The sequence below is a fragment of the Nocardia sp. NPDC127579 genome (assembly GCF_042672005.1).
Classification (GTDB): Bacteria; Actinomycetota; Actinomycetes; order Mycobacteriales; family Mycobacteriaceae; genus Nocardia.
On the sequence record NZ_JBHXVZ010000004.1, the window covers coordinates 553,897 to 579,307 of the forward strand.

20 protein-coding genes are annotated in these 25,411 nt (G+C 69.1%); 8 read left to right on the forward strand and 12 right to left on the reverse strand.

The genetic code is table 11. The annotated features are described in order from the left end of the window. Positions 1-43: 43 nt before the first annotated feature. The 4 genes from ACFVMC_RS17950 to ACFVMC_RS17965 all read right to left on the reverse strand — a co-directional run bounded on the left by ACFVMC_RS17950 (position 44) and on the right by ACFVMC_RS17965 (position 4,392). Positions 44-1,795: a cation acetate symporter gene (locus tag ACFVMC_RS17950; RefSeq protein WP_379211480.1), complete on the reverse strand. Its 1,752-nt coding sequence runs from the start codon at positions 1,793-1,795 to the stop codon at positions 44-46. Positions 1,796-1,881: 86 nt separating this feature from the next. After that, entirely contained in the window at positions 1,882-2,247 is a 366-nt protein-coding gene (locus ACFVMC_RS17955; protein ID WP_379211482.1) for a hypothetical protein, read from the reverse strand. Beyond that, positions 2,244-3,053: a LytR/AlgR family response regulator transcription factor gene (locus ACFVMC_RS17960; protein WP_379211483.1), complete on the reverse strand. Its 810-nt coding sequence runs from the start codon at positions 3,051-3,053 to the stop codon at positions 2,244-2,246. The genes ACFVMC_RS17955 and ACFVMC_RS17960 overlap by 4 nt, the downstream gene beginning before the upstream one ends. A gap of 148 nt (positions 3,054-3,201) precedes the next feature. Then, the gene (locus ACFVMC_RS17965; protein ID WP_379211485.1) at positions 3,202-4,392 is read right to left on the reverse strand and encodes a sensor histidine kinase; all 1,191 of its coding nucleotides are present in this window, start codon (positions 4,390-4,392) and stop codon (positions 3,202-3,204) included. Between the two features lie 334 nt (positions 4,393-4,726). On the opposite strand from ACFVMC_RS17965, the gene dnaE reads away from it, so the two are divergent. Next, positions 4,727-8,269 (forward strand): DNA polymerase III subunit alpha, encoded by a 3,543-nt coding sequence (gene dnaE / locus ACFVMC_RS17970; protein ID WP_379211487.1) that lies wholly within the window; start codon positions 4,727-4,729, stop codon positions 8,267-8,269. A 25-nt stretch (positions 8,270-8,294) separates the two neighbouring features. Here dnaE and ACFVMC_RS17975 read toward each other — a convergent pair whose 3' ends face one another. Beyond that, positions 8,295-8,486, reverse strand: a complete 192-nt coding sequence (locus tag ACFVMC_RS17975; protein WP_379211488.1) for a hypothetical protein — start codon at positions 8,484-8,486, stop codon at positions 8,295-8,297. A 36-nt stretch (positions 8,487-8,522) separates the two neighbouring features. On the opposite strand from ACFVMC_RS17975, the gene ACFVMC_RS17980 reads away from it, so the two are divergent. After that, complete coding sequence (locus ACFVMC_RS17980; RefSeq protein WP_379211490.1) at positions 8,523-8,933, forward strand: MarR family winged helix-turn-helix transcriptional regulator; 411 nt, start codon at positions 8,523-8,525, stop codon at positions 8,931-8,933. Positions 8,934-8,940: 7 nt separating this feature from the next. Here ACFVMC_RS17980 and ACFVMC_RS17985 read toward each other — a convergent pair whose 3' ends face one another. Continuing rightward, the gene (locus tag ACFVMC_RS17985) at positions 8,941-9,555 is read right to left on the reverse strand and encodes a methyltransferase domain-containing protein (RefSeq protein ID WP_379211492.1); all 615 of its coding nucleotides are present in this window, start codon (positions 9,553-9,555) and stop codon (positions 8,941-8,943) included. A gap of 173 nt (positions 9,556-9,728) precedes the next feature. Between ACFVMC_RS17985 and ACFVMC_RS17990 the strand changes: the two genes are divergently transcribed. After that, on the forward strand, positions 9,729-11,024 hold the full coding sequence (locus tag ACFVMC_RS17990) for a serine hydrolase domain-containing protein (RefSeq protein ID WP_379211493.1): 1,296 nt from the start codon (positions 9,729-9,731) through the stop codon (positions 11,022-11,024). Positions 11,025-11,070: 46 nt separating this feature from the next. On the opposite strand, the gene ilvA is transcribed toward ACFVMC_RS17990, so the two are convergent. Beyond that, positions 11,071-12,426: a threonine ammonia-lyase IlvA gene (gene ilvA, locus ACFVMC_RS17995; protein WP_379211494.1), complete on the reverse strand. Its 1,356-nt coding sequence runs from the start codon at positions 12,424-12,426 to the stop codon at positions 11,071-11,073. Between the two features lie 56 nt (positions 12,427-12,482). Next, positions 12,483-12,917 carry a nitroreductase family deazaflavin-dependent oxidoreductase gene (locus ACFVMC_RS18000; protein ID WP_379211496.1) on the reverse strand — a complete coding sequence of 145 codons (435 nt, stop codon included), beginning with the start codon at positions 12,915-12,917 and terminating at the stop codon, positions 12,483-12,485. A 107-nt stretch (positions 12,918-13,024) separates the two neighbouring features. Here ACFVMC_RS18000 and ACFVMC_RS18005 point away from each other — a divergent pair, with 107 nt between their 5' ends. After that, positions 13,025-13,264 carry a hypothetical protein gene (locus tag ACFVMC_RS18005; RefSeq protein ID WP_379211498.1) on the forward strand — a complete coding sequence of 80 codons (240 nt, stop codon included), beginning with the start codon at positions 13,025-13,027 and terminating at the stop codon, positions 13,262-13,264. 147 nt (positions 13,265-13,411) lie between these two features. On the opposite strand, the gene ACFVMC_RS18010 is transcribed toward ACFVMC_RS18005, so the two are convergent. Beyond that, on the reverse strand, positions 13,412-16,387 hold the full coding sequence (locus tag ACFVMC_RS18010) for an AAA family ATPase (RefSeq protein WP_379211499.1): 2,976 nt from the start codon (positions 16,385-16,387) through the stop codon (positions 13,412-13,414). A 121-nt stretch (positions 16,388-16,508) separates the two neighbouring features. On the opposite strand from ACFVMC_RS18010, the gene ACFVMC_RS18015 reads away from it, so the two are divergent. Next, a complete protein-coding gene (locus ACFVMC_RS18015; RefSeq protein WP_379211501.1) occupies positions 16,509-17,720 on the forward strand; it encodes a DUF2235 domain-containing protein in 1,212 nt (403 codons plus the stop codon). On the opposite strand, the gene treY is transcribed toward ACFVMC_RS18015, so the two are convergent. The 3 genes from treY to ACFVMC_RS18030 all read right to left on the reverse strand — a co-directional run bounded on the left by treY (position 17,717) and on the right by ACFVMC_RS18030 (position 21,317). Beyond that, on the reverse strand, positions 17,717-20,125 hold the full coding sequence (gene treY, locus ACFVMC_RS18020; RefSeq protein WP_379211503.1) for a malto-oligosyltrehalose synthase: 2,409 nt from the start codon (positions 20,123-20,125) through the stop codon (positions 17,717-17,719). The two genes, ACFVMC_RS18015 and treY, sit on opposite strands and share 4 nt — an antisense overlap. A gap of 5 nt (positions 20,126-20,130) precedes the next feature. Next, the gene (locus tag ACFVMC_RS18025; RefSeq protein ID WP_379211505.1) at positions 20,131-20,292 is read right to left on the reverse strand and encodes a hypothetical protein; all 162 of its coding nucleotides are present in this window, start codon (positions 20,290-20,292) and stop codon (positions 20,131-20,133) included. A 71-nt stretch (positions 20,293-20,363) separates the two neighbouring features. Beyond that, complete coding sequence (locus ACFVMC_RS18030; RefSeq protein ID WP_379211507.1) at positions 20,364-21,317, reverse strand: GNAT family N-acetyltransferase; 954 nt, start codon at positions 21,315-21,317, stop codon at positions 20,364-20,366. Between the two features lie 266 nt (positions 21,318-21,583). Between ACFVMC_RS18030 and ACFVMC_RS18035 the strand changes: the two genes are divergently transcribed. The 3 genes from ACFVMC_RS18035 (at position 21,584) to bioD (ending at position 25,113) form a co-directional block, all read left to right on the forward strand. Continuing rightward, positions 21,584-22,861 (forward strand): adenosylmethionine--8-amino-7-oxononanoate transaminase, encoded by a 1,278-nt coding sequence (locus tag ACFVMC_RS18035; RefSeq protein ID WP_379211508.1) that lies wholly within the window; start codon positions 21,584-21,586, stop codon positions 22,859-22,861. Between the two features lie 292 nt (positions 22,862-23,153). Continuing rightward, positions 23,154-24,308 carry an 8-amino-7-oxononanoate synthase gene (locus ACFVMC_RS18040; RefSeq protein WP_379211510.1) on the forward strand — a complete coding sequence of 385 codons (1,155 nt, stop codon included), beginning with the start codon at positions 23,154-23,156 and terminating at the stop codon, positions 24,306-24,308. A gap of 100 nt (positions 24,309-24,408) precedes the next feature. After that, a complete protein-coding gene (gene bioD / locus ACFVMC_RS18045) occupies positions 24,409-25,113 on the forward strand; it encodes a dethiobiotin synthase (RefSeq protein ID WP_379211512.1) in 705 nt (234 codons plus the stop codon). Positions 25,114-25,411 lie beyond the last annotated feature (298 nt).

The following is a 25,411-nucleotide window of genomic DNA, read 5'->3' on the forward strand; positions in this document are numbered from 1 at the left end:
GATTCTGCGGCGAGCGGTCGCTGGGCCGCGACGAACGGTATCCCTACCGGCTGTGCAATCGGCGTTCGCGGTCCGCGCCCAAGCCCAGCCGTTCCGGTGCGTGCATGCGCACGAAGATCCGGCCGACGCTGCGCGCCGGCAGACCACGCGTCAGCTTGCTGACCAGGATCATCGCCAGAAACGCCAGCGGCACACTGATCGCCGCCGGATAGCCCAGGACGGCGGCGGGCCAGCCTGCGGCGATGTCCTGGGAGATGCCGCCGGTCACCGACACCACTGTGGCGCCGCCCGAGGCGAGGCCGCCGATGATCAGCCCGGCGGCCGCGCCGGTCGCGGTCAGCCCGCGCCACCAGATCCCCAGCACCAGCAGCGGGCACAGGGTGGACGCCGCCACCGAGAACGCCAGCGCGACCGTGCGGGACAGGTCCAGCGAGGTGACCGCGATCGAAAGCACCAGCGGCACAAGGCCCGCCGCCAGCGCGGCGATCCGGAAGTCACGGATCCGCCCGCGCAGCATGTCGGTGCTGAGCACGCCCGCGATGCTGACCAGTAGGCCGGACGAGGTCGACAGGAAGGCCGCGATGGCGCCGGCGGCGGCCAGCGCCGCCAGCAGCTGGCCCGGCAGACCGCCCAGCACCGAGCTCGGCAGCAGCACCACCGCCGCGTCCGAGGTGCCGGTGATCAACAGCTGCGGTACATAGAGCCGCGCGAAGACGCCTAGCAGGATCGGGCTCAGATAGAACACGCCGACCAGCCCGATCACCGCCAGCGCGGTGGCGCGCGCGGCCCGGCCGTCCGGGTTCGTGTAGAAGCGCACCAGCACGTGCGGTAGGCCCATGGTGCCGAGGAAGGTCGCGATGATCAGCGAATACACCTGGTAGGTGGGGTGCTGGCCGCCGAATCCGCCGCCCGGCGTCAACCAGGTCGCGCCGTCGGTGGGCGCGCCGCTCACCACCGGTACCGCCGAGCCCGGTTCCAGGATCAGTTCGGTGCCCGCTCCGAGTTCGTGGTCACCGTCGGCGAGGATCACCGTCGCGTCCACATCGCGCCCGTCGAGTTGCCCGCTGATCGAAACCTGTTGCGGCGCAGCGACCTGCACCACCACATCGGTGCTCACATCCACGGTGGTGCGGGTCGTGACCACCGGGGGAGCGGGCGAGCCCAGCGGCCGATCCTCGCTCAGGAAATGTCCCAGCAGTACCAGGGCGGGCAGCGCCACCGCCGTCAGTTTCAGCCAGTACTGGAACGCCTGCACCAGCGTGATCGACCGCATGCCGCCCCCGGCCACATTCGCCACCACGATCGCGCCCACCGCGAGCGCCCCCACCCAGCTCGGTACGCCGAGCAGAATCCGCAGCGTCAATCCCGCGCCCTGGAACTGGGGAATCAGATACACCCCGCAGACCAGCACCACGACCACCGCCGCCAGCCGCCGCAACCGCACCGACCCCAACCGGAACTCGGCGAAATCCGGCACCGTATAGGCCCCGGACCGCCGTAGCGGCGCGGCGACGAACAACAGCAACCCCAGATATCCGGCCGTGAATCCCACCGGATACCACAGCGCGTCGGCGCCGTATTTCGCGATCAGTCCCGCGACCCCGAGAAACGATGCGGCGGAAAGATATTCGCCGGAAATGGCAGCCGCGTTCCAGCGCGGCCCCACGCTCCGGGAGGCGACCAGGAAATCCGAGGTGGTTCGCGCCATTCGCACCCCGTATGCCCCGATGGCGACAGTTGCCAGCGCCGCGAACAACAGCGCCCCGACGGTCAGCACCGGCGCTGCCTCCGTCATCGGCCACCACTGCGATATCGCACGGCTGAGCTGTCCGGCTCCCGGTCTGTGCGTGTCTGCGCCCAGGTGCGAGGGTGCGTATGCATTCAGTCCTCGGCCAGTTCGAGGAAGTCGAGTTCGTTGCGTTCGGCCAGACGGCGGTAGAGCCAGCCCACCGCGTACAGCGCCGGATACACCGCGCCGCCCAGCAGCAACCAGGGCAGCCGCACACCGAAGACCACCAGCGACCCGATCGTCTCGATCCGGAAAAGCAGTGGCAGCGCGCACAATACGACGATCGTGATCAGAGCCATCCGCAACGCCAATCCGAGCTGCGCGCGAATCAGCCCCGCGACCAGCGCCTCGCCGATCTCGGTCTGCTCCTCCACCTCCAACCGTGTCCGTACCCGGCGCGCACCCCGCCGCTCCGCCAGGACCACTCGCTGCCGCACCGGCCGTTGCGGGCCGGTCATCGACCGGTCCAGGTCTGGCGGGGACCGTTGATCAGACGCTGTTTGAGTTCGCGGACCTGGCGGCGGCTGACGGGCAGTTCGACGGCGGCGGCATTGCCTTCGGCGCGCAGGCAGACGACGGTGCCGGTGCCGACCGCGCGCAGACCGGTGACCAGGCGCAGGGCGACCAGATAGGAGCGGTGCACGCGCAGGAAACCGGCGTTCTCCCAGCGTGCTTCGAGGGCCGAGAGCGGGATGCGGACCAGATGTGAACCGTCGCTGGTGTGCAGGCGGGCGTAGTCGCCGTCGGCCTCCACCCAGCTGACGCTGGATCGCGGCACCAGCGTGGTGACCCCGCCCAGCTCGACCGGAATCACCTCGTTCGGATCGGCGCGCGGCTGTTCCGGGACGGGCACGCTGGATTCGGCCGCGCCGCCGCGATTCTGGACGATGCGCCGCACCGCCTCCGCGAGCCGCGCCTCCCGCAACGGTTTCAGCAGATAATCGGTGGCGCCCAGGTCGAAGGCGGAGACGGCGCGATCGTCGTGGGCGGTCACGAACACCACCGCGGGCGGATTCGCGAATTCCGACAGGATCCCCGCTAGTTCCATGCCGTCCAGTCCCGGCATATTGATGTCCAGGAACACCGCGTCGATCGCGTGGGCCCGCAGCACCCGCAGCGCCGAGGTGGCATCGGCCGCCTCGTGGATTTGCCCGACCCCCGGCTGTGCGCGCAACAAATAGACCAGCTCGGCCAATGCCGGCTTCTCGTCGTCCACGGCCAGCACCCGCAGGGCGCCCGCCGCACTCTCGGTGGTCGGTGTCACAATCGCTCCATCCTAAACGGCGCGGTACCCACCCGTCCCCAACCTGGCACCCACGTCCACCCGCCCTTCCTCGGGTGCACAGGTCAGGTCGCGACATCACCCCGCGCGATCGCCGATGTGCGGTGCCGACACAGCGTGTCCAGAGGGCTCAGGCCTGGATTCCGGCGCGGAACTTGGGGACGCGCAGGCTGACCTTGGTCCCCGCGCCGGGGGCGGTGTCGACGATCAGGCCGTAATCGTTGCCGAAGGCGGCGCGCAGGCGATCGTCCACGTTGGCCAGGCCGACGTGCGCGGATTCGCCGGAACGGGCGGGGCCGGAACCGGTTTCGACGGCATCCAGGGCGCCGGAGCGGAGCAGGTCGGGGTCCATGCCGGCGCCGTCGTCCTCGACGCTGATGACACAGTCGGTGCCCGCGTCGGCGGCGAGGATGGTGATCGTCCCCGCTCCGCCGAGCCCGTGCCGCACCGCGTTCTCCACCAGCGGCTGCAAAGCCAGGAATGGCAGTACCACGCCCAGTACCTCGGGGGCGATCTGCAACCGCACCTGCAACGCGTCCCCGAAGCGGGCGCGCTCCAGCGCGAGATACCGCTCGATATTGCGCAGTTCGTCGGCAAGCACGGTGAATTCGCCTGCCGCCCGGAACGAATAGCGGGTGAAGTCCGCGAATTCGAGAATCAATTCCCGGGCGCGATCGGGATCGGTGCGTACGAACGAGGCGATCGTATTCAACGCGTTGTAGATGAAATGCGGGCTGATCTGTGCGCGCAGCGCCCGCACCTCGGCTCGGTCCAGTCGGGCTCGCGACGCGTCGAGTTCCGCCAATTCCAGCTGTGCGCACGCGTATCGAGCGACCTCTGCGACCGCCCCGAGCCGCCCCGGCCCCGGCTGACCGGTCATCACCACGCCCACTGCTCCCGCCACACCGCCGTTCTCGATCAGCAACGGCTGCGCGATCAACGTCCGCCCGTAGTGCTCGGCCCGCCCCGGACCCGGCACCAGCACCGGTCGTTCGGTCGCTACGGCCCTGGTCGCCGCATCGGTGAAGTACTCCGCGAGCTCCGCGTGCGGCCCGTCCCAGGCCAGCAGCGTGCCGTCCGAGTCGGCGACGCCGAGCGCCTCCCCGCCGGTCAACTCCCGCAGATGCGGCGCAGCTTCCTGCGCCGACCGATCCGTCAGCCCGGCCCGTAGCGGGCGCGCCGCCAGCGAGGCGGTGTGCAGCGCCGAATAGACCGCCCGTTCAGCGGGCGTAGTGACGACCCGCCGCGTCCGCGACCACACCAGCAGCGCACAGGCCAGCAACACCGCCGAAACCGTCACCGCGACAACCGCGGTCGTCATCGTGCCCCGGCCCCGACAGCGCGCAAGGAAACGTACATCCGCCGATTATGTCCCGCCCGGCACCCGGCATCGGCCAACCTGAGCACCGAATATCGCCACCGCCGCGACCATCGGATTGCCGCGCGGTGGCCGCCGCCCGTGAACCACGATCGGCTATGGCGGCTTTCGGCCATTCGTTTAGCGGGTTTTCGCCGTATCAGACGACGCGCCGGTGATCTCCACCACGACGCGCCGAAGATCGTCGAGCGCCCGTGTGCCGGTGCGAAACGTTGTCCGAGGGGGCGCATAGACTCGGTCGCCAACCCCCGTCGAGCCTTTGGGAGGGAAGAGCGTCTTGGCCGCCTCGTCCGGATTCGTTCACCTGCACAACCACACCGAGTACTCCATGCTCGACGGTGCGGCCAAGATCTCGCCGCTGTTCACAGAGGCGAAACGGCTCGGGATGACGGCGGTCGGCATGACCGACCACGGGAACATGTACGGTGCCTCGGAGTTCTACAACTCCGCGAAGAAGCACGGCATCACCCCGATCATCGGCATCGAGGCCTACATCGCGCCCGCCTCCCGCTTCGACACCAAGCGTGTGCAGTGGGGCGATCCGAGCCAGAAGGGTGACGACGTCTCCGGCTCCGGCGCCTACACCCACATGACCATGGTCGCCGAGAACGCGACCGGTCTGCGCAACCTGTTCAAACTGTCCAGCCTCGCCTCCATCGAAGGCCAGCTGGGCAAGTGGGCGCGCATGGACGAGGAGATCATCGCCGAGCACGCCGCCGGCATCATCGCCACCACCGGCTGCCCCTCCGGCGAGGTCCAGACCCGCCTGCGCCTCGGCCATGACCGCGAAGCGCTCGAGGCCGCCGCCAAATGGCAGGAGATCTTCGGTAAGGAGAACTTCTTCCTCGAGGTCATGGACCACGGCCTGTCCATCGAACGCCGCGTGCGCGAGGGCCTGATCCGCATCGGCCAGCAGCTCGACATCCCGGCCCTGGCCACCAACGACTGCCACTACGTCACCAAGGATCAGTCCACCAATCACGAAGCGCTGCTGTGCATCCAGACCGGCAAGACGCTGTCCGATCCCACCCGCTTCAAGTTCGACGGTGACGGCTACTACCTGAAGTCCGCCGAGGAGATGCGCGCGATCTGGGATGCCGAAGTCCCCGGCGCCTGCGACAACACCGTCGCCATCGGCGAACGCGTGCAGTCCTACGACGACGTGTGGGCCTTCAAGGACCGCATGCCGATCTTCCCGGTGCCGGACGGATACGACCAGTCCTCCTGGTTGCGCAAGGAGGTGGATCGCGGTCTGGACCGCCGCTTCCCCGACGGCGTCCCGCAGGAATACCTCGATCGCGCCGAGTACGAGATCAGCGTCATCCTGGAAATGGGCTTCCCCGCCTACTTCCTCGTCGTCGGCGACTTGATCAAGCACGCGCACGAGGTCGGCATCCGGGTCGGTCCCGGTCGTGGTTCGGCGGCCGGTTCGCTGGTCGCCTTCGCGCTCGGCATCACCAATATCGATCCGATCCCGCACGGTCTGCTGTTCGAGCGCTTCCTCAACCCCGAGCGCGTCTCGATGCCCGATATCGATATCGACTTCGACGATCGCCGCCGCGGTGAAATGGTCCGCTACGCGAGCGAGAAGTGGGGCACCGACCGGGTCGCCCAGGTCATCACGTTCGGCACCATCAAGACCAAGGCCGCGATCAAGGACTCCGCGCGAGTCCTGTTCGGCCAGCCCGGTTTCGCCATCGCCGATCAGATCACCAAGGCGCTGCCGCCGCCGATCATGGCCAAGGACATCTCGGTGTCGGGTATCACCGACCCCGAGCACGAGCGGTACAAGGAAGCCGCCGAGGTCCGCGAGCTGATCGGCTCGAATCCCGATGTCGCCAAGATCTACGAGACCGCGCGTGGCCTCGAGGGCCTGATCCGCAACGCGGGCGTGCACGCCTGCGCGGTCATCATGTCCTCCGAGCCGCTGATGGACGCGATCCCGGTGTGGAAGCGCCCGCAGGATGGCGCCATGATCACCGGCTGGGACTACCCGTCGTGTGAGGCCATCGGCCTGCTGAAGATGGACTTCCTGGGCCTGCGCAATCTCACCGTCATCGGTGACGCGCTCGACAACATCAAGGCCAATCGCGGCGTCGATCTGGATATGGACCGGCTGCCGCTCGACGATCCCAATACCTACGAATTGCTCTCCCGCGGTGACACACTCGGCGTCTTCCAGCTCGATGGCGGTCCCATGCGTGACCTGCTGCGCCGCATGCAGCCGAACGCCTTCGAGGACATTGTGGCCGTCGGCGCGCTGTATCGCCCCGGCCCGATGGGCATGAACGCGCACAACGACTACGCCGATCGCAAGAACGAGCGGCAGGTGGTCAAGCCGATCCATCCGGAGCTGGAAGAGCCCCTGAAGGACATTCTCGGCGAGACCTACGGCCTGATCGTCTACCAAGAGCAGATCATGCACGTCGCGCAGAAGGTGGCCGGGTACTCGCTCGGCCGAGCCGATATTCTGCGTCGCGCCATGGGTAAGAAGAAGGCCGAGGTCCTCGCCGCGGAATTCGAGGGCTTCGAAGCGGGTATGCAGGGCAACGGATATTCCAAAGCCGCGATCAAGGCCCTGTGGGACACGATTCTCCCGTTCGCCGGCTACGCGTTCAACAAATCGCACGCCGCGGCCTACGGCCTGGTGTCCTATTGGACCGCCTACCTCAAGGCGAACTATCCCGCCGAATACATGGCGGCCCTGCTGACCTCGGTTGGTGACGACAAGGACAAGGCCGCGGTCTATCTGGCGGATTGCCGTCGCCTGGCCATCACCGTGCTGCCGCCGGATGTCAACGAGTCGGAACTGAACTTCGCCTCGGTCGGCAAGGACATTCGCTTCGGCCTCGGCGCGGTGCGCAATGTCGGCGCGAATGTCGTCGCCTCGATCATCCAGGCGCGCAAGGAGAAATCGAAGTTCACCGAGTTCTCCGATTATCTGAACAAGATCGACGCGATCGCCTGCACCAAGAAGGTCACCGAATCGCTGATCAAGGCCGGTGCGTTCGATTCGCTCGATCATCCGCGCAAGGGCCTGATGCTGATCCACTCCGACGCCATCGACGCGGTGATGACCACCAAGAAGGCGGAGGCGATCGGCCAGTTCGATCTGTTCGGCGGTATGGACGCCGACGAGTCGGTGGCCTCGGTCTTCAATGTCGCTGTCCCCGACGACGAGTGGGAGACCAAGCACAAGCTGGCGCTGGAGCGGGAGATGCTCGGTCTCTACGTCTCCGGGCATCCGCTCAACGGCGTCGAGCACGTGCTCGCCGCCCAGGCCGATACGCCGATCCCCGCCATTCTGGAGGGCGATGTCAAGGACGGCGCCCAGGTCACCATCGGCGGCATTCTCGCCTCGGTGAACCGGCGGATCAACAAGAACGGTCTCGCCTGGGCCTCGGCCCAGATCGAAGACCTCACCGGCGGTATCGAAGTGCTGTTCTTCCCGCAGGCGTATTCGGTGTACGGCATGGATGTCGTCGAAGACGCGGTCGTCCTGGTGAAGGCCCGCGTCTCGGTCCGCGACGATCGAATCTCCTTGATCGCCAACGATTTGGCCGTGCCCGATCTGTCCGCGATCGGCGTGGCCAAACCGCTGGCCGTCACCGTCACCACCCGCATGTGTACTCCGGACAAGATCGGCGAACTCAAGCGTGTCCTGTCCCGGCACCCCGGCACCTCCGATGTCCACCTCCGCCATGTCGGAGCCCGGGAGAAGACCACGCTGCTGAAGCTGGGCGACCACCTGCGGGTTTCCCCATCCTCGGCGCTGATGGGCGATCTCAAGGCGCTGCTCGGCCCGGGCTGCCTCGGCTGAGCAGCCGCCGCAATCCGGTCGCCGACTACTGGGACGTGGTCGCGGTGGGCCGCACGAGGAGGATCACGCGCCGCTCGGCGTCGCCGACCGGCCGCTCGTAGTCGAGGCTGTAGCGGCGGGCGAGTACGTCGAAGAAGTCGCCTTCGGGGTCGGGGTCGATCCGTTCGACGACGCCACGGATCTCGAGGTAGCGGTAGGGCCGGTCCGGGTCGTTCACCGAGAACGACACCGCGGGGTTGGCGACGACGCTGCGATGTTTGCGGCGATCGGCCTCGATGTCAAACGAGCCGAACAGGCGTTGATCGCGGCCAAACACGCGGCGGTGAAACCGCTGACGGTGCCGCAGTATGCCGCGCTGTTCGCGCTGTCCACCACCCCCGGCGCGTCGTCGGCGGCGCTGGCCCGCGCCTGCCTGGTCACGCCGCAGGCCATGGCGGTGGTCCTGAAGAATCTGGTCGACCTCGGCTATGTCGAGCGCACACCGCACCCGCTGCACGCCCATGTCCTCGAGACGCATCTGACCATCGCGGGCAAACACGCCCTGGCCACCGCCGATACCGCCGCCGTCGCCATCGAGCGCCGCATCGCCGCCGCGTTCACCGCGGCCGAGCGCGACACCCTGCGCGCACTCCTGGCGCGGTTCGTCGCCGCGATCGAGGAGTAGCCACCGGCTACTTCGCTACCGCTACGCCGAGGGTGAGCGCGGCCAGCGGCTTGGGCCCGTCGGCGTAGAACTCGTCCGCTTCCCGGATCTCGAATCCGGCCTGTTCGATCAGCTGCCGGATCGGCCGGTTCAGATTGCAGCCGCCCGCGCATGCCCGCTGGATCGGGTTCAGCCGGTGCTGCCAGGTGCGCACCCGGTCGTCCGGCGCGAGACCGTGTTCGACGAAGTGGAAGGTGCCGCCGGGCACCAGGACGCGGCGCACCTCGCCCAGCGCGGCCTGCACATCGGGGATGGTGCACAGCGTCCAGGTCGACAGCGCCGCGTCGAAGCTGTCGTCCTCGAACGGGAGCGACTGCCCGTCCAGCCCGGCCCGTTCGATCGGCACCGTCGCCCGCGCCAGCCGCTTCTCGGCCAGCTTCCACCCGAGATCGGCCGGTTCGACCGCGCTGATCGCGTCGACGGTGTCCGGATAGAACGGCACATTCAGCCCCGACCCGAACCCGATCTCCACGACCCGCCCGTGCAGGCCGGCGCACACCCGCTGCCGCTGCGGATTGTTGATCCGCATCCCGCAGGCCACTTCGACGAGCCGCGGCACGATCCGATCTCCGTAGAATCCCACGTCTCCACTCTGCCCCTCGGAGGGGCCCGCACACCATAGGTGGACACCCTGAATCCCGTCGACGGCCGGGCCTCGAAACCGACCAGGTGGCATGGTCGTAATCGTTATAGCTCGGCGTCCAACTGTCCGAGACGGGCATTGCCGGGCGTGAAACTGGCTACTACCGTGGAGTAATGACAGCATCGCGAAGCGATTCCTTGGGGGGTGGTGGCCGGGCGACGGGTGGGCGCAACGAGGCTTTGTCGGGGGAATTACCACCCGGCGTCAGTGGCACCGCTGACGCCGAATTCGGTCCACTGGTCCGGGCTTTCGCCCGCGCCTTCGGACATCGCCGCGACGCGGGCGCCGGATTGGTCGTGCGCCGCCACGGCGAAACCCTGGTCGACATCGGCACCGGCTCAGTCGCCGGACAACCCTGGAACGCCGATACGGGCTCGATCATCTTCTCCGCCACCAAGGGCATCGCCGCCACGGTCGTTCACCGCCTGGCCGATCGCGGGCTGCTCGACTACCAGGCCCCGGTCGCCGAATACTGGCCGGAATTCGCCGACAACGGCAAGCAGGCCATCACCGTCGAGCAGGTGCTCACCCACCGCGCCGGGCTGTCGGGGGTCAGCACGCTGGCGAAACAACCCGTCGAGCTGCTCGATCACGAGCTGATGGAGCAGCGACTGGCCGCCGCGAAACCCGATCGCCTGCTCGGGATTCCGGCCTATCACGCACTCACGTTCGGCTGGCTGCTGGCCGGTCTGGCGCGCGCGGTCACCGGCCAGAGCATGGGTACCCTGTTCCGCACCGAGATCGCGGAACCACTCGGTGTCGAGGGCATCCATCTGGGCCGTCCACCCGCGGGTGCGCGTACCGTCTACGCACCGCTGGCCGGAAATCAGCTCAGCCCGATCGGCACTCCGCTGGGCGCACTGGCGCTGAGTCGTCTGCAAGGGTTCCCCGGTCCGGCGGGTGCGGCCGCCCGAGCGCTGTTCATGCCCGGCATGGAAGGCATTCTGGCCGGTGAGTTCCCGCCCATCCTGGCCACCGAACTCGCCGCGGGCAACGGCGTGTGCACCGCGTCCGGCCTGGCCACCCTGTACGGGGCGCTGGCCGAGGGCCACACACCGGACGGACAGCAGTTCCTGTCCCCGCACACGGTGCGGACGATTCGCCGGATCCGCAGTTACCAGGTCGACCGGACGCTGTTCTATCTTCCGATGCTGTGGCACCTCGGCTACCACTCGCTGCCCACACCTGGTGGGCGCGGCGGCTTCGGCCACATCGGGCTCGGCGGATCGTTCGGCTGGGTGGAACCGCGGCTGGGCCTGTCGGTCGGCTTCGTGCACAACCGGCTCACCCTGCCGCAACTGAGCCTGGATCAGGTCTCGGCCATGTGGCTGCTGCCGTTGATCATGAACTGCCTGCGCGCGACCGACCGTGTCGCCGTAGCGAAACCACCGCGCGAGGCCGCCGCCTGATACCCGGCCGCTCGGCCCGAGTGGCAGCGGGCCGAGCGGCGAAAAATCAGGTCAGATAGCGATAGGCCGGGGAACCCGGTTCCAGTCGCTCGCACTGGATCGGCGAATCGTGGATGCGTTCCAGCAGGGCCGCCAGACCCTCCGGCGCACCCAGTTCGATGCCGACCAGCGCCGCCCCGGTCTCCCGGTTGTTGCGTTTGACGTATTCGAACAGGGTGATGTCGTCGTCCGGGCCGAGCACCTCGTCCAGGAAGCGGCGCAGCGCGCCCGGCTCCTGCGGGAAGTCCACCAGGAAGTAGTGCTTCAGGCCCCGGTGCACCAGGGAGCGTTCGATGATCTCCCCGTAGCGGGACACGTCGTTGTTGCCGCCGGAGACCAGGCACACGACCGTCGAGCCCGGTTCCACCTCGACCTCGGCCAGCGCGGCCACCGCCAGCGCCCCCGCGGGTTCGGCGATGATGCCCTCGTTCTGATAGAGCTCCAGCATGGCGGTGCAGATCGCGCCCTCGTCGACCTGCATGACCCGGAACGACCCGGCGCCGCTGGGCGATTCGGTGCTGATCAGCAACGGCAGCGAGGCATGCGAGCGGGCACGCCCGCCGAAGCTCGCGGCCGCCGCGTAGGGCAGCGCGCCGATCCGGCGCACGGCGGCGCCGTCGACGAACGGATCGATCTCCGGCAGCGTCACCGGCCCGCCCGCCACCAGCGCGGCGGTCATCGAGGCCGCACCGCCCGGCTCGGCGGCCAGGATCGCGGTGCGCGGCGTGCGCTCGCGCAGGTAGGTGCCGACGCCGGCCAGGCAACCGCCGCCACCCACCGGCACCACCACGAGATCCGGTGCGGCACCGAGCTGTTCGAGGACTTCGGCGGCGATGGTGCCCTGCCCGGCGGCGGTGCGCGGGTCGTCGAACGGGGGAACCATGGTCGCGCCGGTGCGGGCCACGTCGTCGGCGGCCGCCGCGGCCGCGGCGTCGTAGGTCTCGCCGATCGCGATGAGCTCGACGAACTCACCGCCGTGCACCCGGATTCGGTCCCGCTTCTGCTTCGGCGTGGTGGTCGGCACGTAGATGCGGCCCGTGATCCCCATCGCGCGGCAGGCGAAGGCCACACCCTGCGCGTGATTGCCCGCGCTCGCCGCGACCACTCCCGCCGCGCGCTCCTGCGGAGTGAGCTGCACGATCAGGTTGTAGGCGCCGCGCAGCTTGTAGGAGCGCACCGCGGTCAGATCCTCGCGCTTGAGGTACACCCGGGCGCCCGACAGTTCGGAGAGCCGGGGGCTGAACTGGAGCGGGGTGGGCTCGATGATGTCGGAAATTCGCTTGGCGGCCGCGTCGATCTCGTCCGCGGTCAGCACGGGGCGAGTATTGGACTGATCGTCGATCACATCAAGCGGATTGGGCACCCGAAATATGCTGCCACCCGCCGCGCGGCCGGGGCGCGGCGGGTGGGGTTAGCCGGTTACTGGGGCGTAAGCACGAAAACCGGGATCTCGCGGGTGGTCTTCGTCTGATAGTTGGCGTAGTCGGGCCAGACCTCGACCGCGCGCTGCCACCACACGTCCTTCTCCGCGCCGGTGACCTCACGTGCCAGGTAATCCTGGTTGACGGTGCCGTCGCGCAGCTCGACGAGTGGATTGGCCTTGATATTGAAGTACCAGACCGGATGCTTGGGCGCGCCGCCCAGTGAGGCGACCACCGCGTATTCGCCGTCGTGCTCGACGCGCATGAGCGGTGTCTTGCGCAGCAGCCCGGTCTTGGCGCCCTTGGTGGTGAGCAGGACGACCGGCTTGCCCTGCAACGCGGTGCCCTCGGTGCCGCCGGAACCCTCGTAGGTCTCGGCCTGCTCGCGGGCCCAATCGGAGGTGCTGGGTGCGTAATCTCCTGTAAGTGGCATAAAGCAGTGAACGCGAGGGCCTCCGGTCCTGTTCCCCGGGCTTGTCGGGTCGCACACACTCGTGATGTTCGGTGGACCGAACTTCGGTATCCGTATATCCTGACGATATGCGGACGGACTACCCCCACACGGTCGATATCGCGGGTTCCGCGTGGCCGATGTTCAAGCTCGAGGCGCTCGCCGCGGGCCTGGTGGTCGGCCTCGTCCTGGTCCTGATCACCGGTTCGGTACAGCTCGCGGTGCTGCTCGGCGCGGCCGTCGCCGTCACCCGCTGGGCCCTGGGCGTCGCGGGCGCGCGCCGTGTTGCCGACTCGAACCGCACCGATCGGGTACTCGCCGCTCACTGAGCCACGCCGAGTTCGACACCGATACAGGCAGCGCTGAATGGCCGCTGCCCTGCTGGAGTCCAGCGCAGTGGCCCCGGCGGTGTCGATCGGCCGGTGGAGACCCGCCGAGTTCGGCGCAGTGCTCAAGGGAGCCGGGTGCGAGCTCGGTCAATCGAAGGGCAGTGCCGCGAGTTCGCCGCGGGAGAGCACACCCAGTTTCGGGTACGCCTTGTACAGGTGGTGACCGACCGTGCGGGGGCTGAGGAAGAGCTGGGCCGCGATGTCGCGGTTGGACATGCCTTGGGCGGCAAGGCGGGCGATCTGTAGTTCCTGCGGGGTGAGCGCTGCGAGGACACCGGCGGCCGGGCGGGCCGCGGCGCCGACGCCCAGCGCGGCGAGTTCGGTTCGGGCCCGGTCACCCCACGGTGTGGCCTCCAGTCGATCGAAGGTTTCCACCGCGGGTTGTAACTGGTTGCGCGCGTCGGTCTTTCGGCGGGCGCGGCGCAGCCATTCACCGTAGAGCAGTTGGGTGCGCGCCTGCTCGAAGGGGCGGACCCCGAGTTCGAGCGAGGCATGAAAATGCTGCTCCGCCTTGGCATCCGAGACGGTCAGCGCGCGACCGCGTTCGGCGAGCGCGGTGACCCACGCCTGGCCGGAACGTTCGGCCCAGGCCCCGAGCCTGCCCAGCGCGTCCTCGGCATGGTGCGAATTACCCAGCCGCACAGCGGCTTCGATCAAGTCGGGCAGCGTCCGCAATCCGATGACGTGATGGGCGGCCGGTTCCACAGTCAGTGTCTCGAACCGGGTCAGCGCGCTGTCGACCTTGCCCAGCCCCAGCTCCAGAAGCCCCAGGGCGGCTTGGATCCAGGTGGCCCCGGCGGCGTCGGCCCCACCGAGTTCGGGTGCCAGCGCCCGGTCGGCCCACTCGCGGCATTCCGGATCGCGCCCGCCCAGCGCCGCCAGATACGCCAGGCACGCCGACTGCTGACTGACCCAGTGCACCTGCCCGATGTCCTGTGCGATCCGCAGCCCCTCGGTCGCCGCGATCCGCGCTTCGGCGGGCCGCCCCGAGTACACCTCGGCCTCGGCCCGGAAGAACAGCAGCGTCGGCAGCAACGCCAATCGCCCTTGCTCCCGGCATTCGCCGATCAGCTCCCGCGCCAATTCCCCGACCTGCTCGTCCTGGCCGACGACCAACCCGGCCCCGCACATCTGCACCAGATCGCGCGGGCTGTCCGCCCCGCCCGCCCGTGCCGCCCGTGCCGCATCGCGCAGGTCCACCGTGTATCGGCCGCTCACGGCGGCCGCGGTGTATCGGCTGATCACGATCAACGCGGTCAGCGAATCACCGCTGGGCGCGCGGGTGGCGACCGATTCGTCGAATGTCGCGGCAGCTTTGCCCGGACCCACGGGAGCGCCTTGGTCGATCGCCGCGCCCGGCACTTGCGCGTCGGCCGATCCGAATATGCTCCCGGCATCGGAGAGGTTCGAGCAGATCGACGTCGGCGCCGGCCTTTCTTCGCCCGATGTGACCACACCGGGCGTCGCCGCCGCGCTGTCGCGCTGGTGTCCGGGCACTTCGTCCTGGCGGATGTCCGCGGTAGCCGGAGCTGTGGCCGCGGCGGCTGGGCCGGGTGCGCCACGCACAGCGTCGAGTCGTTGGGCCACCTCCGCGATCTCGGCGGCGCTGAGGTACCAGGCGGTGTGCACGGCCTGGGCGAGCATGCGCAGGGCACAGGCCGGGTCCAGGTCGCGGATGGTGGCGGCGCCGGTCAGGAGGCGGTGATGTGCCGCGCGCATTCGTCCGTCGCCGAATTCGGCTGTGGCGCTGACCAAGTCGAGGCGGGCGCGCAACGCGACGTCGGCCGTCTGGGCGGCGGCGCGTTCGGCCAGACGCTGTGAGCGCTCCAATTGCCCGGCCTCACCGGCGGTTTCGGCCGCGGCCACGAGACGACGGACCCGGGCCTCAGGATCGGTGCTCAGTCCGGCCGCCCGCTCGTAGGCGCTGGCCGCGCCGGAGAATCCGCTGCGGCGGCGGGCGCGGTCGGCGCTGTCTTCCAGTGCGGCGGCGGTGTTCTCGTCCGGTCCGGTGGCCGCGGCAGCGAGCTGCCAGGCCCGCAGGTCGGCGTCCTCCGGAGCGGCCAGGGCTGCCGCGAGTGCGGCGTGCGCGGCCAGCCGCTGCGCCAGCGGCGCACCCTGATACACCGCCGACCGCAGTAGTGGATGTCGGAAACCCAGTGTGCGCCCGTCACTTCGGACCATTCCCGCGTCGACGGCCGGTTGCAGATCGTCGAGATCGGCGCCCAGGGACCGGCTCGCGCGCAGCACCGTGGCGATCTCGTCGCTGCCGGCCGCGGCCGCGACCAGCAGCAGTGTGCGGGTTCCCGCGGGCATCCGGCTGACCTGCCCGTGGAAGGCGACCTGCAACCGCTGGGTCAGCGGCAGCGGATTGGGGCCGGATCCCGGCAGCTCGGCGGCCAGCACGGCCGGGAGCTCCCGTAGCGCCAGCGGATTGCCGTGCGCCTCGGTGAGCAGCCGATAGCGGACAGCGGGCGCGAGATCCGGGCTGCGGCTGTCCACCAGCGCCGCCGCCGCTTCCGGTCGCAGCCCGGTCAGCGTGAGTTCCGGCAAGCCCGGTGCGGGAAAGTCGAGTTCGCCGGGGCGGGCGGCGAAGATCAGCGCGACGCCTTCCGCGTCCAGCCGTCGCGCGACGAACAGCAGCGTCTCCGCCGACGCGCGGTCGAGCCAGTGCGCGTCGTCGATCAGGCACAGCAGCGGCGTATCGGCCGACTCCTCGGCCAGCAGCGTCAGCACCGCCAGACCCACCAGCATGCGGTCCGGGGGTGTGCCGTCACCCAGGCCGAACGCGGCGTGCAGGGCGTCGCGCTGGCGCGCGGGGAGGGTTTCGGTCAAGGCCATTCCGGGCCGCAGCAGCAGATGCAGCGCCGCGAACGACAGCTCGGCCTCGGATTCGATCCCGGAACTGCGCACCGTCGGGATGCCCTGGGCGGCGGCGTAATCCAGTAGCGCCGACTTCCCGATCCCGGGCTCGCCGCGCAGGACCAACGCCCCGCTGCGCCCCTCGCGCGCCGCCGCGAGCAGCCGATCGATCTCGGACTGTTCGGCTTCGCGACCATGGAGCATGTCCCTCACCCTAGCGTTCCGCGTACTTTCGGTATTTCATTAACGAAGGCCGTGGCTGCGCCGATGATTCGGGTAGTCGGGTACGCAGGTTTCGGAGGGGCTCAGAGGGGACGATTTACCCATGAAACGCCTGGTGGTCTGCTGTGACGGCACATGGAAAGCCGAGAACAGCGATACGGTCTCGAATATCATCAAGATCGCGCAGACGGTCCGGCCCCACGCGACCGGACCGGACGGTGCGCCGGTACGACAGCATGTCATCTATGTATCCGGCCCCGGCGCAAGGGGATTCACCGCCGACCGCTTGTTCGGTGGTGCGTTCGGCCTCGGTCTGGAGGCCAATCTGTCCGCCGCGTACTGGCAGGTCGCGGTCAATTGGGAGCCCGGCGACGAGCTGTTCGTCTTCGGTTTCAGCCGCGGCGCCTACACCGCGCGCAGCCTGGTCGGCCTGATCGATCGGATGGGCATCATGACCCCCGAGGCCATGATCGACGGCTTCTACCCGCGCGGCTTCGAGATGTATCGGCGGCGCGGCAAGAGCCCGGTGCGGCGCTGGCGCAAGCCGCCGACCGAGGCCGATTGGGAGCGATTCCGCACCGAGCACAGCCATCCACGCACCGATATCGACTTCATCGGCGTCTTCGACACCGTCGGAGCGCTGGGCGTGCCGGGTGTGACGGCCTGGCGGCACCGCTTCCACAACACCGACCTGTCCGACCGGGTGCTGTGCGCCCGCCAGGCCCTGGCCATCGACGAGCGGCGGCGCAATTTCGAACCCTGCCTGTGGCAGGTGCCGGTCGAGCTGGAGCGCAAGTACCGCCGGGTCAAGCGCCGCGGCAACGACCGCGTCAAGCAGGTGTGGTTCGAGGGCGTGCACAGCGATATCGGCGGCGGCTACGTCGAATGCGGTCTGTCCGACATCACGCTGCGCTGGATGGTCGGCGAGGCCGAGGCCGAGGGGCTGGCCTTCGATCGCGAACGCCTGGACGACCTGTCGGAGCGCTGTGTGGGTAAGCAGCGTCATCTGCTGCGGCACGATTCGCTCGGCACGCCCTACCTGGTGCTCAATGCCATGCGCACGCTGCGCGGGCTGTTCGGCCGGCTGGGTCCGCGTCCGAAGATCCCGGCCCGGTTCTACTGGAACTCGTGGCGACGGCTGCGCGTCGACAACGACCACGGCGTGCTGCTGGCCTCCTCCGTGGACGAGACCGGCGGCTATCACCCCTACAACCTGGCCCGATGGCAGGCCGACCTGGGCGGCGCCATCCCGGCCGAGCTGGTCGAGAAGATCCCGGCCCCGGACGCCACCTCGATCACCCCGGACTACGTCTAGGACCGGACCAGCAGGGCCACCGGCAGCCGCGCGAACACCTTCTCCATCCGGGTCTTCCCGGTGAAGGTGTGGCCGGTGAGCCGGTCGGTCCAGGTGCCCGGCGGCAGGTCCAGTGTCGTATCGGTCCAGCCCTCCTCGGCCAGCCCGACCGAATGCCGGGTGGCGGCGACCAGCACCTCGGCGGGTTCACCCACCCGGCCGCGGGTGAACGCGACCAGCCGCCGCCACTGCTCGCCGGTGGCGAACAGCGGCTGGTAGGTGCCGCCGACGAAGCAGTCGGGCCGTTCCCGGCGCAGCCAGAGGGCATACGCCACGATCCACATCTTCACCGCGCCGCTGGGATCCAATCCCGGTGTACCCGTGAGCGATTGGAGCATGCCGGTGCGGGCGGAGAAGTCCACCGGCCGCCGGTTGTCCGGGTCGACGAGGGAGTCCTCCCACAGCTCGCAGCCCTGGTAGAGATCGGGGATTCCGGGCCCGCAGAGCTGGAGCAGCTTCTGCGCCAGCGAGTCCGACCAGGCGTGCGGGGCCAGATCGTGGGTGAGATCGCTGAGTTCGGCGCCCACCGGCCCGTCGACCACCGTGTCGATCCAGGCGTGCACCGCCGCCTCGAACTCCGAATCCGGGTCCTCCCAGCAGGATCGGGTACCTGCCTCCCGAACCGCCTTCTCCGCGAACAGATGCAGCCGTTCACGCAGTCCCGGCACCGAGGAGGCCGGGCGGCCGTCGGCCGGCCACACGCCGAACATGTTCTGTAGCAGGAACAGTCCGGTCGCACCGTCGGGTGCGGGCGCCATCTCCAGCCAGGAATCCACCGCCCGCGACCAGGTGCCCGCGACCTGCGAGAGCAGCCCGATCCGGGCCCGCACATCCTCACCGCGTTTGGTGTCGTGCGTCGACAGGGTGGTCATGGTGGCCGGCCAGCGCTGCGCGCGATCGATATTGGCGAGATGGAACTCGTTGAGCGAGTGGCCGAATCGCGCCGGATTGCCGCCCACCTCCTGGAGCGACACCAGCCGGGCCGCCCGGTAGAACATGGTGTCCTCGACCGCTTTCGCCGTCATCGCGCCGCACACCTGACCGAACCGCACCGCCGCCTCGCCGTCCGCGGCCAGTGCCGCCACCAGCACCGACAGCGGGGTGGTCAGCTCGGTATTGCGCCGTTCGACCTCGGCGACGACCGCACCCGCCATCCCCGCCAGCGGCGCGTACTCCACCCGGTACACCGGCATGAAGGCCAGCACCTCGATGGTGGCGTTGGTCAGGGCCAGGGTGTCGGAATCCGGCACGCCCGCATCGCGTTTGATCGCCTCGACCAGACGGCGCAGTTCGGGCGCCAGAATCGACTCCGCGACAGCGCGTTTGATGCGGTGCTCGGTCTCACCGAACCAGGCGCGGTCGCTGCCGTGGCCGGTCACCCGGCGCGACAGCTCGGTCAGCGCCTGCTCGCCCGCCGGATCGATCAGCACGCCGCCGAGCCCGGCCAGCGCGTCGTAACCCGTGGTGCCGTCCACCGGCAGCGTCGGATCCAGCGGTTCCCGATTGGCCAGGATCTTCTCCACCAGCAGCAGCCGGTGCGGGCCGATCAGCTGCCGCAGTCGCGCCAGATACACACTCGGATAAGCCAATCCATCCGGATGGTCGACTCGAACGCCGTCGATCAGATCGTGCTCGCACCAGGCCGCGAGTTCGCGATGGGTGGCCTCGAAGACCTCCGGGTCCTCCTGCCGCAGTGCCGCCAGGCTGGAGATCGTGAAGTAACGGCGGTAGGTGCACAGCCCCGATCTCCAGCTGACCAGCCGGTAGTGCTGCTTGTCGTGGATGCGCAGGGCATTGTCGCCGTCGGTGTCCGGCGCGATCGGGAAGCGCAGATCCCCCAGGGCCAGCATCGGTTCGGAGCCGGTGCGGTCCACCGTCAGCTTGGCTGGATCGTTCTCGCTCTGTAGCACCGGCAGCGCCAGCCGCCCGCCGGCACCGTTGCCCGGGCTCCAATCGATGTCGAAGAAATGCGCGAACTTCGAATCCCGGCCGCTGCGCAGGACATTCCACCACCACGGGTTCTGCCGCGGGTCCGCCACGCCCACATGGTTGGGCACCAGGTCCACGATCAAACCCATACCGCGACTGCGCACTTCGTCGGCGAGGGCCTTGAACCCGAGTGGGCCGCCGAGTGCAGCCGAGACCGTGGTCGGGTCGGTGATGTCGTAGCCATGCGTCGAACCGTGCGCGGCGGTCAGGATCGGCGACAGGTACAGGTGCGAAATACCGAGCTGCTGGAGGTATTCCGCGATTGCGCGGGCATCGGCGAAGGTGAGCGCGTCCGGCCGCAACTGCAACCGATAGGTGCTGCGCACGGGCGTGGGACGGGCCCGGATGCTGGACTGGTGCGATTCGGTATGGGTCATAGGTGTCATGCGGGACAAGCGAGGACGAATACACAGCGGGCGGGTACAGCGAGTGTGGCGGCCGTCGGGTGGGCGGCCTCGGTGCAGGTGGCGCCGAGCGGGTACGCGGTGCCCGGCCGGACGCCGAGCGGCGGCGGAGCACCGGGCGCTGCGTCGGGCTGAGACATGCTTCGACACTAAGGGGATGGCACACGCCCGGGTCCGGGGGGTGGGTATATCCGGGCGCCGACCGCCGCCGCTACTCGGCGATCAGCGAACGGTGCCAGGTCTGTCCGATCAGGTCGCGGCCGAAGCTGTGGTGGGGCGCCGATTCGACGAGGTGGAACCCCGCGCGCTGATAGATGTGGCGGGCAGCGGTCAGGACGTCGTTGGTCCACAGCACCATGCCGGTGTAGCCCACCGCGGTGGCGAAGCGCAGGCATTCGGCGACCAGCGCCGAGCCGACGCCGAGCCCGCGGGCCGCGGGTTCCACCAGCAGCAGCCGCAGCCGGGCGGTGCTGTCGTCCTCGGCGACGCAGAACACCGCGCCGACCGGTGTGCCGCCGGCCTCGGCGATCCACACGCGTTCGCGGCTCTGGTCATGCGAGCGCAGATAGTCCGCGACGATCTGGGTGACCAGGGCTTCGTAGTCCGCGTTCCAGCCGTACTCGGCCGCGTACAGGGCGGCGTTGCGCTGGATGACCCAGCCGTAGTCGCCGGGTTTCGGCGCGCGGAGGGTGACGGGGCAAGCGCCGGTGGCGTCGAGCGGCCGGTCCAGGATTTGCCGGATGGTGTTCATCGCGCGGATCAGTTTCGCGCGCTCGGTGACGGGATGCGGCTCCAGCAGCGTGCGGACGTCGGCCGCGGAACGCTGATTCAGAACCGCGAACTCGGCGCGGCCGCGGTCGCTGAGGCGAACCTCCTGCCGCCGCCCGTCGCTGCTGGACCGCCCGCTCTCGATCAATCCGCGATTCTTGAACCGGGTCAGGATCCGGCTCAGGTACCCGGGATCCAGCCCGAGGGCCTTGCGCAGGCGGATCGCCTCGGTCGACCCGAATGTGCCCAGCTCGAACAGAATTCGCGCCTCGGTCAACGAGTACGCGGTCTCGACCAGTCCCTCGCCGAGTACGCCGATCACCTCGGTGTAGCGGCGATTGAAGGCCCGGACCGCGTCGATCTCGGCGGCCGAGGCTCCGGTTGCGCTGCTCGTCATCCCGGCTCCTTCGTCGACATATGTTTGACTGAGTCAAAGAATACGCGGTCGGTGATCGAGGCGGGGGTGATTGCGGTCCCTCCGGCGCGCGGTGATCTGGCCGTCGTATTCGGCTCGGCGGCAACCGCTTTCGACTGCCTGCCGATGCTCGAGGGGGTCGGCCATCACGGCGGTCGCTCGAATACTCCGAGCTCCGGTGGTAACTTGAACGGCGTTCAAGCCGTCTCGGTGCGTCCGGGACGGGTCACTGCACCGCGAGGATTCCTGTGGCACTGACCCCCGATGAGATCTCCGCCATCGACGCCGAGCATGTCTGGCACCCATACGGCGGATTCCCTGCGACGACCGAACCGCTCGTGGTCGCCGGAGCTGCCGGCACCCGGCTCACCCTGGCCGACGGTCGCGAGCTGGTCGACGGTATGAGTTCCTGGTGGGCCGCGGTGCACGGATACCGGCACCCGGTGCTGGACGCGGCGCTGCTCGACCAGTCCCGGCGCATGAGTCACGTGATGTTCGGCGGTCTGACCCACGAGCCTGCGGCCCGCCTGGCCGAACTGCTCGTCGAACACACCCCCGAAGGTCTGAACAAGGTGTTCCTCTGCGATTCGGGCTCGGTGTCGGTCGAGGTCGCGATCAAGATGTGCCTGCAGTACTGGCGCGCGCTCGGCAAACCCGGCAAGCGTCGCCTGCTCACCTGGCGCGGCGGCTACCACGGTGACACCTTCAGCCCGATGAGCGTGTGCGACCCCGAGGGCGGCATGCATTCGCTGTGGACCGATGTACTGGTCGACCAGGTCTTCGTACCCATGCCCCCGGCCGACTACCGGACCGAATACGTGGCCGAACTGGAGCGCGCGCTCGCCGCGCACGCCGACGAGCTGGCCGCCGTCATCGTGGAACCCGTGGTGCAGGGCGCGGGCGGCATGCGCTGGCACGACCCGCGCTACCTCACCGACCTGCGCGCGCTGTGCGACCGGCACGGCGTGCTGCTGATCTTCGACGAGATCGCCACCGGATTCGGGCGTACCGGCGAACTCTTCGCCGCCGACCACGCCGGGATCCGCCCGGATGTCATGTGCGTCGGAAAGGCGTTGACCGGCGGCTATCTCACCTTGGCCGCCGCCCTGTGCACCGCCGAGATCGCCGAGACGATCAGCGCCGGCCACGGCGGTCTCATGCACGGGCCCACATTCATGGGCAATCCGCTGGCCTGCGCCGTCGCCGTCGCCTCGATCGAACTGCTCCTGCGACAGGATTGGCGCGCCACTGTTCGCCGGATCGAGACCGACCTGCGCGCCGGTCTCGACTCCGCCCGCGACCTTCCCGGCGTCCGTGACGTCCGCGTCCTCGGCGCCATCGGCGTCATCGAGATGGACAACCCGGTCGACCTGCCCTCCGCCACCGCCGCCGCGGTCACCGCGGGCGCCTGGCTTCGCCCCTTCCGCAACAACATCTACACAATGCCCCCGTTCGTCAGCACCTCCGCCGACCTCGCCACCATCACCACCGCCATGCGCGCCGCCGCGGCTGCCCAGTCAGCCTGATCGGACACAACCCGCCCGCGCCGTTACCCGACGGGCCGCGAGTCGCTCGCCGAGGTCGAGTCGCTGCTGATGTCGAGTGGCCCGCTGGTGCCGAGTGGCCCGCTGGTGCCGGTGGCCCGCTGATGTCGAATCGCTGGTGTGGCGTCGGCTGCGCCGAGTCGGCTTGGCCGGCATCGCCACCAACCGAGCCATGTTTCGATGGTGGTGGCGAGGACTCGTGGCCTGGTGTCCGAGCGGCATGCCGTCGATCACCCATTCCAACCTGAACGACGTTCAAGTAAGGTGCGGAGCTGTGACTATTGATCCGCTCGGCTGGTTGGATGAGCGCGCCGAGGCGCGGGTGGGCGCTGGGTTGCGCCGGGAACTGCGGGCGCGGGCGCCGCTCGCGCCGTCGATTGATCTGGCCTCCAACGACTATCTGGGGCTGGTGCGCCATCCCGAAGTAGTCGAGGGCGCTGTGGCATCGGTACGCCGGTGGGGCGCGGGGGCGACCGGGTCGCGCCTGGTCACCGGTACCACCGCGGAGCACGAGCAACTCGAGACCGAACTGGCCGAATTCGTCGGAGCGGAATCCGGGCTGGTGTTCTCCTCCGGCTATGCCGCCAACCTGGGTGTGGTCACCGCGCTGGCCGGGCGCGGGGCGCTGGTCGTCTCCGACGCCGGCAGTCACGCGTCACTCGTGGACGCCTGCCGATTGTCGCGGGCCCGAGTCGAGATCGCCGCGCATTGCGACGTCGACGCCTTCGATCGGTTGCTCGCCGAGCGCACGGAGGAGCGGGCGCTGGTGCTCACCGACTCGGTATTCAGCGCCGACGGTGATCTCGCTCCGCTGGCGGATCTGCATCGCGTGACTCGCGCCAACGGAGCGGTCCTGATCGTCGACGAAGCCCACGGCATCGGGGTGCGCGGCGCGGGCGGGCGCGGTCTGGTGCACGAGGTCGGCTTGGCCGGCGAACCCGATCTGGTCGTCACGGCCACCCTGTCCAAGGCGCTGGCCGCCCAGGGCGGCGCGGTGCTGGCCGGCAACCGAGTGCGCGCGCATCTGATCGACGCGGCCCGCACCTTCATCTTCGACACTGGTCTCGCGCCCGCGGCGGTCGGCGCGGCCCGAGCCGCACTGGGATTGCTGCGCCGGGAACCCGAGATGGCCACAAGGGTTTTGGACCGTGCGGCGGACATCGCGCGAATCGCAGGCGTCGCCCCGCCGGAGTCGGCCGTCGTGTCGGTCGTGCTCGGCAAGGCGCAAGTCGCCTTCGACGCCGCGCAAGCCTGCCGCGCCCGCGGCCTCGACGTCGGCTGTTTCCGTCCGCCGTCTGTGCCGGAGGGCACGTCGCGGCTGCGTCTTACCGCCCGCGCCAACCTCACCCCGGCGGAACTCGACGTCATCGCCACCGTCCTCGGTGCGGTCCTTACCGATGCCCGCGGTCTGGATGCGGTGCCCGCATGACCGTGTGCACCGCGATGTCGGCCGAAGTCCGGAAAATCATTGCGACAGCGGCTCTCGCGGCCGCCACTGCCCGGGCATGCGGGCTGGTTGGGGGGCGGGCATGACCGTCCTCGTCATCACCGGGACGTCGACCGATGTCGGGAAGACCGTCGTGACCGCGGCACTGGCCGCCGCTGCGCGCGCCGAGGGGCGTTCGGTCGCGGTGTGCAAGCCGGCTCAAACCGGGGTCGCGCCAGGCGAACCTGGCGATCTGGCCGAGATCGAGCGGCTCAGCGGCGTCGGCCGCACGCTCGAACTGGCCCGCTATCCCGAGCCGCTGGCGCCGGACACCGCCGCGCGCCGCTGCGGTGAGCCGCTGCTGACGCTGGAGGAGACGGTCGCCGCGGTGCAGTCGCTCGGCGACGCCGACCTCACCCTGGTCGAGGGCGCCGGGGGAGTACTCGTGCGGATCGGTGACTTCACAGTGCTCGATATCGCACGCGCACTGGACGCCCCGGTGCTGGTGGTGACCGCGGCCGGCCTCGGCACTCTCAATCACACCGAGCTCACCACACGGATGTTGGCGACGGCGGGCGTGGCCTGTGCGGGACTGGTCATCGGATCCTGGCCGCGGGAGCCGGATCTGGCTGCGGAGTGCAACCGCGTCGACCTGCCCCGGCTGACCGGCGTGGAACTGGTCGGCGCCATCCCCGCGGGGGCGGGCAGGTGGGACCGCGCGCGTTTCGCGGAGGCCGCTCCGGGCTGGTTCCGTCCCGGCCCGGTGGCGAAGGTTGCCGCGAACAGGCCCTCTGACCAGGCGATTTGACTTCGTGTCCATCGGCACGTAACTTTTATCGAGTCAGAGCGACACGGACACCGACCCGGAGCTTCACGGCCTGGGAAACGAGGTAGTACGAGGAGCGCCTGACAGATCACACTAGCTCGACTGGAAGCTCGGATTTTGGTCCGGGTCGATGGTTGAGCTAAGCTATTCAAGTTGCCTCACTGAAACCCCGAGAGATCGAGTGGCGGATGTGTGTGCGTGTGTTCTTTGAGAACTCAATAGTGTGTCGATGAATGTCAGTGCCAATATATTATTGGTTCCGATTCCTCATACCCCCCGG